This is a genomic window from Ancylobacter sp. IITR112 (assembly GCF_041415945.1).
Taxonomy (GTDB): Bacteria; Pseudomonadota; Alphaproteobacteria; order Rhizobiales; family Xanthobacteraceae; genus Ancylobacter.
This window is the reverse complement of record NZ_JBGCUS010000001.1, coordinates 1,267,507-1,282,001: the sequence shown is the minus strand read 5'-3', so window position 1 is coordinate 1,282,001 and position 14,495 is coordinate 1,267,507. Positions and strand designations below refer to the sequence as shown.

Sequence of the window (14,495 nt, the reverse complement as noted above, 5' to 3'; positions counted from 1 at the left end):
CCGCCATGGCGGAGAGGGCAGCGACCCGGTTGTTCGTAAGCGGCGGCGTGCAGGGCGTCGGCTACCGCGCCTGGCTGGCGCGCGAAGCCGGTAGGCGCGGGCTTGAGGGCTGGGTCCGTAACCGGCAGGACGGCCGGGTGGAAGCGCTGGTGATCGCCTCGCCGGCCGCCCTGGCGGAGTTTCTGGACCTCTGCCGTCGCGGCCCTTCGGCCGCGCGCGTTACCGACGTGGCAGCGCAGGAGGAAACAGCGCCCGAATCCGACGCGACTGGCGTTTTCGCCATCCGCCCGACCCTTTAAGCCGACCTGTCCTCAATCACCGTCGGCCCGAAAACCGTCTCAAAGCTGCGGCGCAAAGCGAGATCGGCGTCGTCCATCGTCACCGGCCGGCCGAGATCGACGAGGCTGGTGACACCATGCTCGCGCACGCCACAGGGCACGATGCCGCCGAAATGGCTGAGGTCGGGCTCAACATTCAGCGAGATGCCATGCAGCGTTACCCAGCGGCGGACCCGAATGCCGATTGCGGCGATCTTGTCCTCGCCGGAGCCGGCCTTCTCCGGACGGCGAACCCAGACGCCGACCCGATCCTCCCGGCGCTCGCCGCGCACATTGAACGAATCGAGCGTGGCGATAAGCCATTCCTCCAGCGCGGCGACATAGCGGCGGACATCCGGCTCGCGCCGCTTGAGGTCCAGCATCACATAGGCAACCCGCTGACCCGGCCCGTGATAGGTGAACTGCCCTCCCCGACCGGTCGGGAAGATCGGGAACCGCCCCGCATCGACAAGGTCTTCCGGGCGGGCGCTGGTGCCGGCGGTGTAGAGCGGAGGATGTTCCAGCAGCCAGACGAGTTCGTCCGCCGCGCCGGCGGCAATGGCCTCGGCCACCCGGTCCATTTCCGCCAGCGCCTCGGGATAGGGCACCGGCGCTGACGACACCCGCCAGCGCACCGGGGCGGCGCCGGGTCTGGGCAACAGCAAGGGCCGCAGGGCGTCGCGGGCAATGGGAGGCGAGGCGGGAGCGGGCATGGGTTCCATGGTCGATACATAATGGCTGCGATCGCCGCTGTCGCCTCTCCCCGCCGGCACGCGCCGCACAACTGTCCACAGGCGAGCCGGGCGGCGTGGCGGCTCTTGTGGACCCCTGATCCATCTGCTAGACGATCCCCCGCTCGCTCTGGACGCTGACGAAGCAGCCAGCGACGGCGATGCGGTCGTGGCGGAATTGGTAGACGCGCTGCCTTGAGGTGGCAGTGGGTAACACCGTGGAGGTTCGAGTCCTCTCGACCGCACCAAATCATCCGGCAACGGAACACACGGCGGCCTTCGGGCCGCCGTTGTCGTTTCCGGGACCGGGAACCGTCCCCGTAGGGACCGGCCGCGCTATTGCACGGCCGCAGTCCTCGGGGGCGCCGGCACGATGTGCACAACGCGGTAGCCCTTTTCTTTCAGCGCGACGAGGAAGGCCGGCAGCATCTTGGCGGTCTGGCCCCGCGTATCATGGAAGAGGATGATACCCCGTCCCGCATGGTCGAGACGGGCCATGACCAGCGTCAGCTGCTCGTCCGGTGTCATAGGGTTCCAGTCGGACGCCCAGAGATCGGCGCCGAACACGCCGATACCGCGCTGTTTGAGATAGTCGAGCAGTTCGGGCGAGGCGCCAAAGCCGGGAAATCGGAAAAAGGGCACGCGCGGCGCTGCCCCGCTGGCACCATAGGCCGCGCGGTCATCCGCCCTGAATCCCTTCTCGATATCGGCCACGGCCTTGTCATAGGGGATGTCGGCCAGCGTCATCGGGTGGGTCATGCTGTGATGCGCCACCGTGTGTCCTTCGGCAATCTCCCGGCGCACAAGATCAGGATGGGCGGCGGCATTGCGGCCGATGACGAAGAAGGTGGCCCGCACGCATTCGCGCGCCAGCGTCTTCAGCACCGACGGAGTCGTGGCGGGCAGCGGGCCGTCGTCGAAGGTCAGCACGACTTCGCGGTCGGCGAGGTCGAGCGTCTGCGGGAAGTGTTTCGTCCCCACCTGCAGGCCGGCCGGATCGACCACCAGCACGCGCGACGTGCCGAGCCTGCCGTCGCAGTCGCCGGCCCGGGCGGCTGTCGCTCCCGCACACACCGCCAGAACAAGCGCGAGCCGGATGACAGGGTGCATGGCGATGAATCCAGGGTGAAACGCGGCCCCTGCCTAGCCGATCGCCGCGCGCCGCGCCATGGCTCGTGCCGCGCGTCCCACGCGTCCCAGCCCGCTGCCCGCCGCATGGCTGCCCGGCGGCACGCGCGTGACGCCCTCAGCTTTCCGGGGCGTCGACGATCGGGTCGTAGTGGGAGGCATCGAAGCCGAGCACATTCCAACTCTGCTGCATATGCGGCGGCAGCGGCGCGGACACATCGATCAGCCTGTCGCCGCGCGGATGCGGAATGACAAGACGCCGCGCCAGCAGATGCAGCCGGTTCTGCAGGCCGCCCGGCAGCGGCCAGTTCTCCACGTTGAAATATTTAGGGTCGCCGACGATAGGATGGCCGATATGGGCGGCATGGGCGCGCAGTTGATGGGTGCGGCCGGTGACCGGCTTCAGCGACAGCCAGGCGAGCTTCTGCGCCGCGTGGTCCACCACGGCGTAATAGGAGATGGCGTGGCTCGCCTCATCCTCGCCGTGGCGGGCGACGCGCATTTTCTCCGCCGCCTCATCCTTGGCGAGATAGGTGGAGATGCGCCCCTGCGCCGGCCGGGGAACGCCCGGCACCAGCGCCCAGTAGACCTTGCGCGCCGCGCGCGAGCGAAAGGTCTTGGCCAGCGTCGAGGCGGCGAGCCGCGTCTTCGCCACCAGCAGGATGCCCGACGTGTCCTTGTCGATGCGGTGGACCAGACGCGGCTTCTGGCCGTCGCTGCCGCGCAGCGCTTCCAGCATGCCGTCCACATGGCGGTAGGTGCCCGAGCCGCCCTGCACGGCGAGGCCGAACGGCTTGTTCAGCACCAGCACGTCGCGGTCCTCATACAGCGTCATGTCGCCGAGAGCGCGCGCGTCCTTGTCGTCGGCGCTCGCGCGGCGGACGGCCGGCGCGGCCAGCCCCTCCTGGTCCGCAGCGGAGGGCGCGCGCGGCGCACGCGGCGGCGGCGCCTCGCCCCGCGCCAACGCCTCCTCCGCCTCCAGGTGCTCGGCGGCGGAAAGCTGCGGCTTCTCCTCCAGCGGCGGAATGCGGATGGCCTGGCCGGCAGAAAGGCGCGTATTGGTCTTCACCCGTCCGCCTTCGACCCGCACCTGCCCGCTGCGCAGCAGCTTCTGCAGATGGCCGAAGGACAGATCGGGATAATGGGTCTTGAACCAGCGGTCGAGCCGCATGCCCTCTTCATCCGCGTCGACGCGGCGTGTCTCAACGGCCATGATGTGGGTACTCCTTGCCCCTGCACATAGCCGAGACCGGCCCTCACGTCACGCGAGAGCGCGCATGATCGCCAGACCGGCGAACACGCCAACCAGCGCGAGCGCAATGGAGCCTGCGACATAAAGCGCCGCCAGCCCGATCTCGCCGCGCTGCACCAGCAGCGCCGTGTCGAGCGAGAAGGTGGAGAAAGTGGTGAAGCCACCGAGAATGCCGGTGATGACGAAGGCGCGGGCGTGCATGGTCCAGCCGCCGCTGGCGAGGAAGGTCAGCCAGCCCGCGACCAGGCCGATGGCGAAGCTGCCGACAATGTTGATGGTCATGGTTCCATAGGGAAATCCCATGCCGAACATGCGCATCGCCGTCAGCCCGATGGCATTACGCAGCACGCCGCCAATGCCGGCGCCGATAAAGATCAGAAGAATGCTCTGCACGCCGCTCGCCCCGCTCGCTCTGGCCTCGAGCCTGATACGATCAGGGCAATCAACCTGATCGCTGCATCAGTCCCCAAATCATTGATAGAGCCTGTTTGCCCACCCGATTGCGACGCGATCAGATCGAAACGTGCCCTAAGTACCGCCCCGCCGTTCAAGCCGAAGCCGCGCCCAATAGTCCAGGCGCTTCTTCACCTCCCGCTCGAATCCGCGCTCATTCGGCACGTAAAACTCTACCCTCGGATCGCCGGCAATTTCTTCCGGAAAGAAGGATTGGCCGGCAAAGGCATCCGGGAAGTCGTGATCATACTGGTACCCGGCGTGGTAGCCGAGTTCCTTCATCAGCTTGGTCGGGGCGTTGAGAATGTGCTTGGGCGGTGCCAGCGAACCCGTCTTCTGCGCCAGAGCCAGCGCCGCGTTGAAGGCGGAATAGGCGGCATTGGATTTCGGCGCCGTGGCGACATAGGCAATGGCCTGGGCAAGGAAGAGCCGCCCTTCCGGCCAGCCGACACGCTCGAACGCTGTCCATGCCGCCACCACCTGCGGCATCGCCTGCGGATCGGCCATGCCGACATCCTCGGAGGCGGCGCAGCACAGGCGGCGGAAGACGGTGGACGGATCCTCGCCGCCGGTAAGCATGCGGGCGGCCCAATACATGGCGCCGTTCACATCCGAACCGCGCAGGCTCTTATGGAAGCAGCTCAGCAGATTGTAATGCTCATCCTGCCCCTTGTCGTAGATCGGTGCCCGCTTCTGCATCGTCGCTGCGAGAGCTTGGATATCGAGGTCCGGCCCGTCCGGCAGCGCCAGCAATTCTTCGGCGAGGCCGAGCAGATAGCGCCCATCACCATCGGCCATGCCGGCCAGCGCCGCGCGGGCTTCCGCCTGCAGCGGCAAGCGGCGCCCCTCCAGCGCCTCGGCGCGCTGCAACAGCCGCTCGATAGCGTCGGCATCAAGCGCCTTGAAGACGAGCACCCGGGCCCGCGACAGCAGCGCCGCGTTCAGCTCGAAGGAGGGGTTCTCCGTCGTTGCCCCGATCAGAGTGATGGTGCCGTCTTCCATGACGGGCAGAAAGCCATCCTGCTGCGCGCGGTTGAAGCGATGGATTTCGTCGACGAAAAGCAGTGTGCCCTGCCCGATCGCCCGCCGCCCCCGCGCGGCCTCGAACACCTTCTTGAGATCGGCAACGCCGGTGAAGATGGCGGAGACCTGCTCGAAATGCAGGTCGGTCTCACGCGCCAGCAGGCGCGCAACAGTGGTCTTGCCGGTGCCGGGCGGGCCCCAGAAGATCAGCGATCCCAGCGAGCGGTTGGCGATCATCCGGGTGAGCGCACCGCCCTCCCCCGTCAGATGTTCCTGCCCGACCACCTCGCCGAGTTTCTGCGGCCGCAGGCGGTCCGCCAGCGGCCGGGGCGCGGCGCTCTCAAGTCCGGCAGAGGCGAACAGATCGGCCAAGGTCGCCTCAGCCCGGCAGCAGGGCGGAAATGACCCGCCCGCCGCGCTGGAGCGTCACCCGCCATGCCCGCGCCGGCAGACGGGTGATCCGCTGCAGATCGGCTGTCGTGGCGATGGCCGTGCCGTTGATGTCCATGATCACGTCCCCGGCGCGGAAGCTGGTGCGCTGGGCCGGAGAACCCTCCTCCACCGACACGATCACCACCCCCTTGACGGCATCCACCGTGCGCATCTCTTCGATGACCGCCGGCGAGACATTGACCACCGTCGCGCCCGCCAGCGGTGAACGGCCGGTCAGAGTGATTTCCTCGCGCGGCACGGTTTCCGGCGCCGCCGCCAGCGCCACCTTCAGCACCATCGGCTTGCCCTGCCGAACGATGCCGAGATCGACCGAGCCGCCGAGCGGCCGGGTGGCGAAGCGGAAGCCGAAGGCGTCGGGGTCGTCGACCTCCTGCCCAGCAACGGCAATGATCAGGTCCCCGGCCCGCAGGCCCGCCTTCTCGGCCGGGCTGCCGGGAAAGATGTTCTGCACCAGCGCCCCAGTCGGGCGCGTCACGTCGAGCCCCTCGGCGATATCCGGCGTCACCTGCTGCAGGTCCGCTCCCAGCCAGGGGCGGCGCACCACCTTGCTGCCCGCCAGCGCCGATTGCAGCACGACGCGCACCATGTCCGCAGGGATGGCGAAGCCGATGCCCTGCGAGCCGCCCGAGCGCGAAAAGATCGCCGTGTTGATGCCCACCACGCGCCCCGCCCCATCCACCAGCGCGCCGCCCGAATTGCCGGGATTGATCGCGGCATCGGTCTGGATGAAGAAGCCGTAATCGGTGATACCGCGCTGGGTGCGGGCAAGGGCGGAGACGATGCCCTGCGTCACCGTCTGCCCTACGCCGAACGGATTGCCGATGGCGAGAACGATATCGCCGACCTGAAGGTCGTCGGAGGAGCCGAGCGTGGCCGAGGGAAAATCATCCTTGCCGCCCTTGATCTTCAGGATGGCGATGTCGGTGCGCGGGTCGCGCAGCATCACATCGGCATCAAACTCGCGCTTGTCCGACAGCGCGATCCGGATCTCATCGGCACCGTCAATGACATGGTTGTTGGTGACGACGATCCCCGAGCGATCGACCAGCACGCCCGAGCCGAGCGACTGCTCGACACGCTCGCGCCGCCGGTCGAGTCCCGGCACGTCGGGCGAGCCGCGATCGCCGAAGAAACGGCGGAAGAACGGGTCATCGAGCAGCGGGTTGTTCCGCGGCGCGGTCTTCTGCGCATAGACATTGACGATGGCCGGCGCCGTGCGCGCGACCACGGGCGCGAAGCTGAGGCCGATTTCGGCCCGCGAGGCCGGCACGCGCGGCCCACCGGCCCCGGGGGACTGCGCCAGAGCCGGGGAGACGAAAAGGGCGGCGACGACGAGGAGAGCAAAGCGTTTCATGGCGCCAGATATAATCCCCAGCCTGCGGCGGAGAAAGGGCGGCCGCAGGCTCGCCCCCGCGCTCCGACCAAAAGAAAAGGGGCAGCCAAGCCGCCCCTTCCCGCATTCACTAAAGCGCGCACACACTCAGGCGGCGGCGGCTTCCGCCGCCTTGGCCGCCTCGTGGCGGGCCAGATCAGCGGCGCCCTTGGCCGACTCATCGCGATCGACCAGCTCGATCACGGCGATGGCCGCCGAATCGCCATGGCGGAAGCCCGCCTTGATGATGCGGGTGTAGCCGCCATTACGCTCCTTGTAGCGCGGGCCGATCACGTCGAACAGCTTGCGCACGACGGCGACATCGCGCACTTCGGCGATCGCCTGACGACGGGCGTGCAGGCCGCCACGCTTGCCGAGGGTGATCAGCTTTTCCACCACCGGGCGAAGATCCTTCGCCTTCGGCAGGGTGGTGACGATCTGCTCATGGGTGATGAGCGCCTGCGCCATATTGGCAAACATCGCCTTGCGGTGCTCGGCGGTGCGGTTGAACTTGCGATACGTCTTGCCGTGGTTCATGGCAAAATTCCTACATGCGGCGGCTTTCGAGCCGGGAGAGTTGGGTAACGGCTCGAACGCCGCTCAATGCTCAATAGTGATCTTCGAACCGCTTGGCGAGATCCTCGATGTTCTCCGGCGGCCAGCCCGGCACTTCCATGCCGAGATGCAGGCCCATGCTGGCGAGCACTTCCTTGATCTCGTTCAGCGACTTGCGGCCGAAGTTCGGGGTACGGAGCATCTCCGCCTCGGTCTTCTGGATCAGGTCGCCGATATAGACGATGTTGTCGTTCTTCAGGCAGTTCGCCGACCGCACCGACAGTTCCAGTTCGTCCACCTTCTTGAGCAGCGCCGGGTTGAAGGGAAGCTCCTGCATCACAGGGCTTTCCGTCTCGCGCTTGGGCTCTTCGAAGTTGACGAAGATTTCGAGCTGGTCCTGCAGGATACGCGCAGCATAGGCAAGCGCGTCCTCGGGGCCGACCGAACCATTGGTCTCGATGGTGAGGGTCAGCTTGTCATAGTCGAGGATCTGGCCCTCGCGGGTGTTCTCGACCTTGTAGGAGACCTTCTTGACCGGCGAATAGAGGCTGTCGACCGGAATCAGCCCGATCGGCGCGTCCTCGGGACGGTTGCGGTCCGCCGCAACATAGCCCTTGCCGGTGTCGACGGTGAATTCCATGCGGATTTCAGCGCCGTCATCGAGCGTGCACAACACGAGCTCGGGGTTCAGCACCTGCACGTCACCCACGGTCTGGATGTCACCGGCGGTGACGACGCCAGGGCCCTGCTTCTTCACGACCATACGCTTGGGGCCATCGCCGGCCATCTTGATGGCGATGTCCTTGATGTTGAGAACGATGTCGGTCACGTCCTCACGCACGCCCGGAATGGACGAGAACTCGTGCAGCACCCCGTCAATATGCACGGAGGTCACCGCCGCGCCCTGGAGCGACGACAGCAGGATGCGGCGCAGCGCATTGCCGAGCGTCTGCCCAAAGCCGCGCTCCAGCGGCTCGGCGACCACGGTCGCCAGGCGCTTCGGGTCGCTGCCGAGCGAGACTTCAAGCTTCTCGGGCTTGATCAGCTCTTGCCAGTTCTTTTGAATCACGACGTCACCCTTGATTTCGACGGTGCCCCGGACTCCCTGCCCGGCAACTTGCCCGCAGCGGCGCGGGGAAGACCGAAGACAGCGGCCCCTGCGGCGCCGAGGGCGCCGCTGGATGATTAGGCGTCAGACGCGCCGACGCTTGCGCGGACGGCAGCCATTGTGCGGGATCGGCGTCACGTCGCGGATCGACGTGACGGTAAAGCCCGCCGCCTGGAAGGCGCGAAGCGCCGATTCGCGCCCCGAACCGGGACCGGAAACCTCGACCTCGATGGTGCGCATGCCGTGATCGGCAGCCTTGCGGGCGCAATCCTCGGCGGCGACCTGCGCCGCATAGGGCGTGGACTTGCGCGAACCCTTGAAGCCCATGGCGCCCGCCGACGACCAGGCAATGGTGTTGCCCTGCGCATCGGTGATGGTGATCATGGTGTTGTTGAACGACGCATTCACATGCGCGACGCCGGAGGCGATGTTCTTGCGCTCACGGCGCTTAATGCGGGCAGCTTCTTTAGCCATAGACTTCGGATCCTTCGGGCGCGCCCGTCATTCCAGGCGCTCGGGATTAGAGAAAACGAATGCGCCGGTCGCCCGGGGCGCCGGCGCGGAAAAGCGGGCTCACGCCCGCTCCCCTCACTTCTTCTTGCCGGCGATCGCCTTGGCCGGACCCTTGCGGGTGCGGGCATTGGTGTGCGTACGCTGACCGCGCACCGGCAGACCGCGACGATGGCGCAGGCCGCGATAGCAGCCCAGGTCCATCAGACGCTTGATGTTCATCGACACTTCGCGGCGCAGATCACCCTCGACCAGATAATCGCGGTCGATGGTCTCGCGAATCTGCAGGACTTCCTGGTCGGTCAACTGATTGACGCGACGATCGAGCGGGATACCGACCTTCTCAACGATATCAGCCGCGTTCTTGGCGCCGATGCCGTGAATGTACTGAAGCGCAATGATGACGCGCTTGTTGGTCGGGATGTTAACGCCTGCAATACGAGCCACGTCGCTCTCTCCATGTGGACCGGACGAACCGGTGATGAAAACGCCCCGCGCCGGTGGAGGCCGGCCCTTGCGGGGATACGCACGAGGCCGCCCGACATCCGCTACGTGATGTCGATCAGCGGCACCCGCTTGAGTGAAGCGCGGCACATAGAGCGATTCCGCTCATCTGTCAAGCCGCCCCTTGTGTTCACGCCAGTTCGACCACGTCGGCAATGGCCTTGGTCACCTCGTCGATCGGCTTCATGCCGTCGATCGTCGCCAGCATCCCGCGCCCAGCATAATAGGGCGCAACCACGGCGGTATCGCGGTTGTAGGCTTCGAGCCGGGTCTTGAACACTTCCGGATCGTCATCCTTGCGCACCGGCTCGCCGCGCGCGGCGGTTTCACGGGCACGCTGCATGATGCGGTCAACCAGCTTGTCCTGGTCGACCTTGAGCTCGATCACCGCGTCGAGCTTCAGGCCCTTCTCGGCGAGAATGCGATCGAGCGCCTCCGCCTGGGCAACGGTGCGCGGGAACCCATCGAGGATGAACCCCTTGGCGCAGTCCGACTGGTCGATCCGGTCGGAAATGATGCCGATCACGATCTCATCCGAGACCAGATTTCCGGCATCCATCACCGCCTTGGCCTTCAGGCCGATCGGCGTCTCGTTGCGGACGGCTTCGCGCAGCATGTCGCCGGTCGAGAGCTGCACGATCCCGTGCCGCGCCACCAGGCGCTGCGCCTGCGTCCCCTTCCCCGCGCCCGGCGGTCCGAGCAGTATCAGCCTCATCGGCGCTTCCCCCTGAGCTTGGCCTTCTTGACCAGCCCCTCATATTGGTGCGCCAGCAGATGACCCTGAACCTGGGCCACCGTGTCCATGGTCACGCTGACCACGATCAGCAGCGACGTGCCGCCGAAATAGAACGGGACCGCGGCGTAGGAGATGAGAATCTCCGGGAAGAGGCACACAATCGCTAGGTAAGCCGCACCGATGACCGTGATGCGAGTCAGCACATAGTCGATATACTCGGCGGTGCGCTCACCCGGGCGAATGCCCGGGATGAAGCCGCCATGCTTCTTCAGGTTGTCCGCCGTCTCGGTCGGGTTGAACACGATGGCGGTGTAGAAGAAGCAGAAGAACACGATCAGCAGCACATAGAGCAGCATGAACAGCGGCTGGCCGTGGCCGATCAGCGTCGTCACTGTCGTCAGCCAACCCGGCCCGGAATTCTGCATGAAGCTCGCGACGGTGGTCGGGATCAGCAGCAGCGACGAGGCGAAGATCGGCGGAATCACGCCCGACGTGTTCAGCTTCAGCGGCAGGTGCGAGGACTGGCCCTCATACACCTTATTGCCGACCTGACGCTTCGGGTACTGGATCAGCAGCCGACGCTGCGCCCGCTCCATGAACACGATGAACATGATGATGCCGACGGCCATCAGAATCACCGCCAGGATGATGCCGGTGGACAGCGCGCCCTGCCGGCCGAGTTCCAGCGTGTTGGCGATCGCCGAGGGCAGTTCGGCCACGATGCCGGCGAAGATGATGAGCGAAATGCCGTTGCCGATGCCGCGCGAGGTAATCTGCTCACCAAGCCACATCAGGAACATGGTCCCGCCGGTCAGCGTGATCACCGTCGAGATGCGGAAGAACCAGCCGGGATCGGACACCACGGCGCCAGAGCCCTCAAGACCGACGGCGATGCCGTAGGACTGGAACACGGCGAGCACCACGGTGAGATAGCGCGTGTACTGGTTGATCTGCTTGCGGCCGGACTCGCCCTCCTTCTTCAGCGCTTCCAGCGTCGGCGAGACGGTGGTCAGCAACTGAATGATGATGGAGGCCGAGATGTACGGCATGATGTTCAGGGCGAAGATGGCCATGCGCGAGACGGCGCCGCCCGAGAACATGTTGAAGAGGCCGATAATGCCCTGCTGCGCCGTGCGGAACACATCGGCGAGCGCATCCGGGTTGATACCGGGCATGGGGATGTAGGTGCCCAGCCGATAAACGAGAAGCGCACCCAGGGTGAACCAGATGCGCTTCTTCAGTTCGTCGGCTTTTGCCAGAGCACCGAAGTTGAGGTTTGCCGCGAGCTGTTCTGCTGCCGAGGCCATGGTGGCTCCGCTCCTCGTCTGTGCCCTGTAAGGTCTGTACGGCCTGACTTAAGCGTCAGGCCGCCGTTTCGCCAGCCGCAGCCTTGGACGCGAGAAGCGCCACCGAGCCGCCGGCCTTCTCGATCGCCTCGACCGCCGACTTGGTGGCGTGGGCGACTTCAAGCGTCACCTTCGCCGTCAGCTCACCGGAGCCGAGCACGCGCACGCCGTCCTTGGCGCGGCGCAGCACGCCCGCCTCGACCAGCGCGGCCTGCGTGATCGCCGCCTTGGCGTCCAGCTTGCCGGCGTCGATCGCGGTCTGGATACGGCCGAGGGAAACCTCGTTCCAATCCAGCGCGAAGATATTGTGGAAGCCGCGCTTGGGCAGACGACGATGGATCGGCATCTGGCCGCCCTCGAAGCCCTTGATCGCGACGCCGGTGCGCGAGGTCTGACCCTTCACGCCGCGGCCCGCGGTCTTGCCCTTGCCCGAACCAATGCCACGGCCGACGCGCATGCGCTTCTTGCGGGCGCCGGAATTGTCCTTGATCTCGTTAAGGCTGCTCATCGCCAGTCTCCTACAGCGCCGTCACGCTTCGACGACGCGGACGAGGTGGCGAACCTTCTGGATCATACCACGCACGGCCGGGGTGTCTTCGAGCGTCGAGCGACGCCCGAGCTTGTTGAGGCCGAGACCGATCAGCGTCGCGCGCTGGTCATCGGGACGGCGGATCGGGCTGCCGGTCTGTTCGACCGTGACCGTATTGGTGCTGTTCGCCATGATTAGCTTCCCTACCTCTCAGGCGCTCAGTCGGTCGCTTCAACGTCGTCGACGCGACGGCGGGACTGAAGCTGCGACACCTTGAGGCTGCGGCGTGCCGCGACGAGACGCGGGCTGTCCTGGTTCTTCAGTGCCTCGAAGGTCGCGCGGACCATGTTGTACGGGTTGGACGAGCCGAACGACTTCGCCACAACGTCCTGCATGCCAAGCGTCTCGAAGACGGCGCGCATCGGGCCACCCGCGATGATGCCCGTACCGGCCGGGGCGGCGCGCAGGATGACCTTGCCGGCGCCGTGATGGCCATGCACGTCATGATGCAGCGTCCGACCCTCGCGCAGCGGCACGCGGATCAGCGCCCGCTTGGCGGCTTCCGTCGCCTTGCGGATCGCTTCCGGCACTTCACGGGCCTTGCCGTGACCGAAACCGACGCGACCCTTCTGGTCACCGACGACCACAAGAGCGGCAAAGCCGAAGCGACGGCCACCCTTCACCACCTTCGCGACACGGTTGATGTGGACCAGCTTGTCCACGAACGTGTTGTCGCGATCCTCGCGTTCACGCTCACGTTCACGAGCCATGATCATATCCTTCGTTCTGCGGGGGATCCCGCTCGTGATCTCAGAAGTTGAGACCGCCCTCACGGGCGGACTCGGCGAGCGCCTTGACGCGGCCGTGATAGATGAAGGCGCCGCGGTCGAAGACCACGTCCTTCACACCGGCCGCGACGGCGCGTTCCGCCACGAGCTTGCCGATCGCCTGGGCCGCCGCGATGTCCGCGCCGGTCTTCAGGCTTTCCCGCAGGGACTTCTCGAGCGTGGAGGCGGACGCAAGCGTCACGCCACGCGCATCGTCGATGATCTGCGCATAGATGTGCTTCGACGAGCGATGCACCGAGAGGCGCGGCCGCCCGTTCGCCGTCGTGCGGAGAGCACGGCGGACACGCGCCTTGCGGCGCTCGGTAGCGTCCTTGTACTGAGCCATGATTCGGGTCCGTTACTTCTTCTTGCCTTCCTTGCGGAAGATGAACTCACCCGCGTACTTCACGCCCTTGCCCTTATAGGGCTCGGGGCCGCGATAGTCGCGAATCTCGGCGGCGACCTGACCAACCTGCTGCCGGTCGATACCGCTGATGACGATTTCGGTCGGCTTCGGGGTCACGATCTGGATCCCTTCCGGGATCGGATAGTTCACGTCATGGCTGAAGCCAAGCGCCAGGCTCAGATTCTTGCCCTGGACGGCGGCACGGTAGCCGACGCCGCTGATTTCGAGCTTCTTCTCGAAGCCCTTGGTCACGCCTTCGACCAGATTGGCCACCAGCGTGCGGGACAGGCCCCACATCGCCTTGTGGCGGTTGGTCTCGCCGTTGAGGGCGAACAGGAGGGCCCCGTTCTCCATCTTGACCGAGATCTCGTCGACAACCGTGGTCTCGAGCGCCCCCTTGGGGCCCTTGACCTTGACCGTCTGACCTTCGATCGACGCGGTGACGCCGGCCGGAATGGTGATGGGGGCTTTACCGATCTTGGACATGTGCTCTCTCTCCTCCCCGATCAGAAGACCGTGAAGAGGACCTCGCCGCCCACGTTCTTCTCGCGGGCTTCGTGGTCCGCCATCACGCCCTGCGGCGTGGAGACGACAGCGACGCCAAGGCCGTTGGCGACGCGGGGAAGGGTCTTGACGGAGGAATAGACCCGCCGACCCGGCTTGGAGACACGCGAAATCTCGCGGATCACCGGCTCGCCGTCAAAATACTTGAGCTCGATCTCGAACTCGGTACGGCCATTGACCGGCTCAGACGCCGAATAGCCGCGGATGTAACCCTCGGCCGCAAGCACCTCCAGCACGCTGGCGCGCAGGCGCGAGCCCGGCGTGGAGATCTTTTCCTTGCGGCGCATCTGCGCGTTGCGGATGCGGGTGATCAGATCGCCGATCGGATCAGTCGTGGACATGGATCGACCCTCCTCACCAGCTCGACTTGACGAGCCCAGGGATCTGTCCCTGGGAACCGAGCTCGCGCAGGGCGATACGGCTCATCTTCAGCTTGCGATAATAGGCGCGCGGACGGCCGGTGACTTCGCAACGGTTGCGAATGCGCACCTTCGCCGAATTGCGCGGCAGTTCCGCCAGCTTGAGAACCGCGGCGAAGCGCTCCTCGATCGGCAGTTCCTTGTTGCTCACCAGGGCCTTGAGACGCGAACGCCGGCCCGCATAGCTCTTCACGAGCTTGCGGCGGTGTTCGTTCTTTTCGACCGAGCTCTTCTTGGCCATATGATCTTGCTCCTAGTCTCC

General features: G+C 66.0%; 20 protein-coding genes and 1 tRNA gene. 2 read left to right on the top strand and 19 right to left on the bottom strand.

The genetic code is table 11. The features are described from left to right. Nucleotides 1-5: 5 nt before the first annotated feature. On the top strand, nt 6-299 hold the full coding sequence (locus AAC979_RS05820) for an acylphosphatase (protein ID WP_371345879.1): 294 nt from the start codon (nt 6-8) through the stop codon (nt 297-299). On the opposite strand, the gene lipB is transcribed toward AAC979_RS05820, so the two are convergent. Continuing rightward, complete coding sequence (gene lipB, locus AAC979_RS05815; RefSeq protein ID WP_371349007.1) at nt 296-1,030, bottom strand: lipoyl(octanoyl) transferase LipB; 735 nt, start codon at nt 1,028-1,030, stop codon at nt 296-298. The genes AAC979_RS05820 and lipB overlap by 4 nt on opposite strands. Nucleotides 1,031-1,211: 181 nt before the next feature. Between lipB and AAC979_RS05810 the strand changes: the two genes are divergently transcribed. Continuing rightward, nucleotides 1,212-1,296: transfer RNA gene (locus tag AAC979_RS05810), tRNA-Leu, on the top strand. 88 nt (nt 1,297-1,384) lie between these two features. Here the strand turns inward: AAC979_RS05810 and AAC979_RS05805 are convergent. From AAC979_RS05805 to rpsN, 18 genes are all read right to left on the bottom strand, one after another. Next, complete coding sequence (locus tag AAC979_RS05805) at nt 1,385-2,158, bottom strand: polysaccharide deacetylase family protein (protein WP_371345878.1); 774 nt, start codon at nt 2,156-2,158, stop codon at nt 1,385-1,387. Nucleotides 2,159-2,294: 136 nt separating this feature from the next. After that, a complete protein-coding gene (locus tag AAC979_RS05800; protein ID WP_371345877.1) occupies nt 2,295-3,389 on the bottom strand; it encodes a pseudouridine synthase in 1,095 nt (364 codons plus the stop codon). 48 nt (nt 3,390-3,437) lie between these two features. Beyond that, on the bottom strand, nt 3,438-3,821 hold the full coding sequence (crcB, locus tag AAC979_RS05795) for a fluoride efflux transporter CrcB (RefSeq protein ID WP_371345876.1): 384 nt from the start codon (nt 3,819-3,821) through the stop codon (nt 3,438-3,440). Between the two features lie 135 nt (nt 3,822-3,956). Then, on the bottom strand, nt 3,957-5,276 hold the full coding sequence (locus AAC979_RS05790; RefSeq protein WP_371345875.1) for a replication-associated recombination protein A: 1,320 nt from the start codon (nt 5,274-5,276) through the stop codon (nt 3,957-3,959). A gap of 7 nt (nt 5,277-5,283) precedes the next feature. Then, nucleotides 5,284-6,711: a DegQ family serine endoprotease gene (locus tag AAC979_RS05785; protein WP_371345874.1), complete on the bottom strand. Its 1,428-nt coding sequence runs from the start codon at nt 6,709-6,711 to the stop codon at nt 5,284-5,286. Between the two features lie 126 nt (nt 6,712-6,837). Further along, on the bottom strand, nt 6,838-7,266 hold the full coding sequence (rplQ, locus tag AAC979_RS05780) for a 50S ribosomal protein L17 (protein ID WP_244376902.1): 429 nt from the start codon (nt 7,264-7,266) through the stop codon (nt 6,838-6,840). A 70-nt stretch (nt 7,267-7,336) separates the two neighbouring features. Further along, nucleotides 7,337-8,368: a DNA-directed RNA polymerase subunit alpha gene (locus AAC979_RS05775; protein ID WP_371349006.1), complete on the bottom strand. Its 1,032-nt coding sequence runs from the start codon at nt 8,366-8,368 to the stop codon at nt 7,337-7,339. 108 nt (nt 8,369-8,476) lie between these two features. After that, complete coding sequence (gene rpsK, locus AAC979_RS05770; RefSeq protein ID WP_018390623.1) at nt 8,477-8,866, bottom strand: 30S ribosomal protein S11; 390 nt, start codon at nt 8,864-8,866, stop codon at nt 8,477-8,479. Between the two features lie 114 nt (nt 8,867-8,980). Next, nucleotides 8,981-9,349, bottom strand: coding sequence for a 30S ribosomal protein S13 (gene rpsM / locus AAC979_RS05765; RefSeq protein WP_244376904.1), 369 nt, complete (start codon nt 9,347-9,349; stop codon nt 8,981-8,983). Between the two features lie 187 nt (nt 9,350-9,536). Next, the gene (locus AAC979_RS05760; RefSeq protein ID WP_371345873.1) at nt 9,537-10,121 is read right to left on the bottom strand and encodes an adenylate kinase; all 585 of its coding nucleotides are present in this window, start codon (nt 10,119-10,121) and stop codon (nt 9,537-9,539) included. Next, the gene (secY, locus tag AAC979_RS05755) at nt 10,118-11,449 is read right to left on the bottom strand and encodes a preprotein translocase subunit SecY (protein WP_371345872.1); all 1,332 of its coding nucleotides are present in this window, start codon (nt 11,447-11,449) and stop codon (nt 10,118-10,120) included. The genes AAC979_RS05760 and secY overlap by 4 nt, the downstream gene beginning before the upstream one ends. Before the next feature lie 55 nt (nt 11,450-11,504). Beyond that, a complete protein-coding gene (rplO, locus tag AAC979_RS05750) occupies nt 11,505-11,996 on the bottom strand; it encodes a 50S ribosomal protein L15 (RefSeq protein ID WP_371345871.1) in 492 nt (163 codons plus the stop codon). A gap of 21 nt (nt 11,997-12,017) precedes the next feature. Next, nucleotides 12,018-12,209 (bottom strand): 50S ribosomal protein L30, encoded by a 192-nt coding sequence (gene rpmD / locus AAC979_RS05745; protein ID WP_371345870.1) that lies wholly within the window; start codon nt 12,207-12,209, stop codon nt 12,018-12,020. Nucleotides 12,210-12,235: 26 nt separating this feature from the next. Then, nucleotides 12,236-12,787: a 30S ribosomal protein S5 gene (gene rpsE / locus AAC979_RS05740; protein ID WP_371345869.1), complete on the bottom strand. Its 552-nt coding sequence runs from the start codon at nt 12,785-12,787 to the stop codon at nt 12,236-12,238. Between the two features lie 40 nt (nt 12,788-12,827). Further along, complete coding sequence (rplR, locus tag AAC979_RS05735) at nt 12,828-13,190, bottom strand: 50S ribosomal protein L18 (RefSeq protein WP_371345868.1); 363 nt, start codon at nt 13,188-13,190, stop codon at nt 12,828-12,830. 12 nt (nt 13,191-13,202) lie between these two features. Further along, on the bottom strand, nt 13,203-13,736 hold the full coding sequence (rplF, locus tag AAC979_RS05730) for a 50S ribosomal protein L6 (protein WP_371345867.1): 534 nt from the start codon (nt 13,734-13,736) through the stop codon (nt 13,203-13,205). A gap of 20 nt (nt 13,737-13,756) precedes the next feature. Beyond that, nucleotides 13,757-14,155, bottom strand: coding sequence for a 30S ribosomal protein S8 (gene rpsH / locus AAC979_RS05725; RefSeq protein ID WP_244376910.1), 399 nt, complete (start codon nt 14,153-14,155; stop codon nt 13,757-13,759). 13 nt (nt 14,156-14,168) lie between these two features. Further along, complete coding sequence (rpsN, locus tag AAC979_RS05720; RefSeq protein ID WP_244376911.1) at nt 14,169-14,474, bottom strand: 30S ribosomal protein S14; 306 nt, start codon at nt 14,472-14,474, stop codon at nt 14,169-14,171. Between the last annotated feature and the right edge of the window lie 21 nt (nt 14,475-14,495).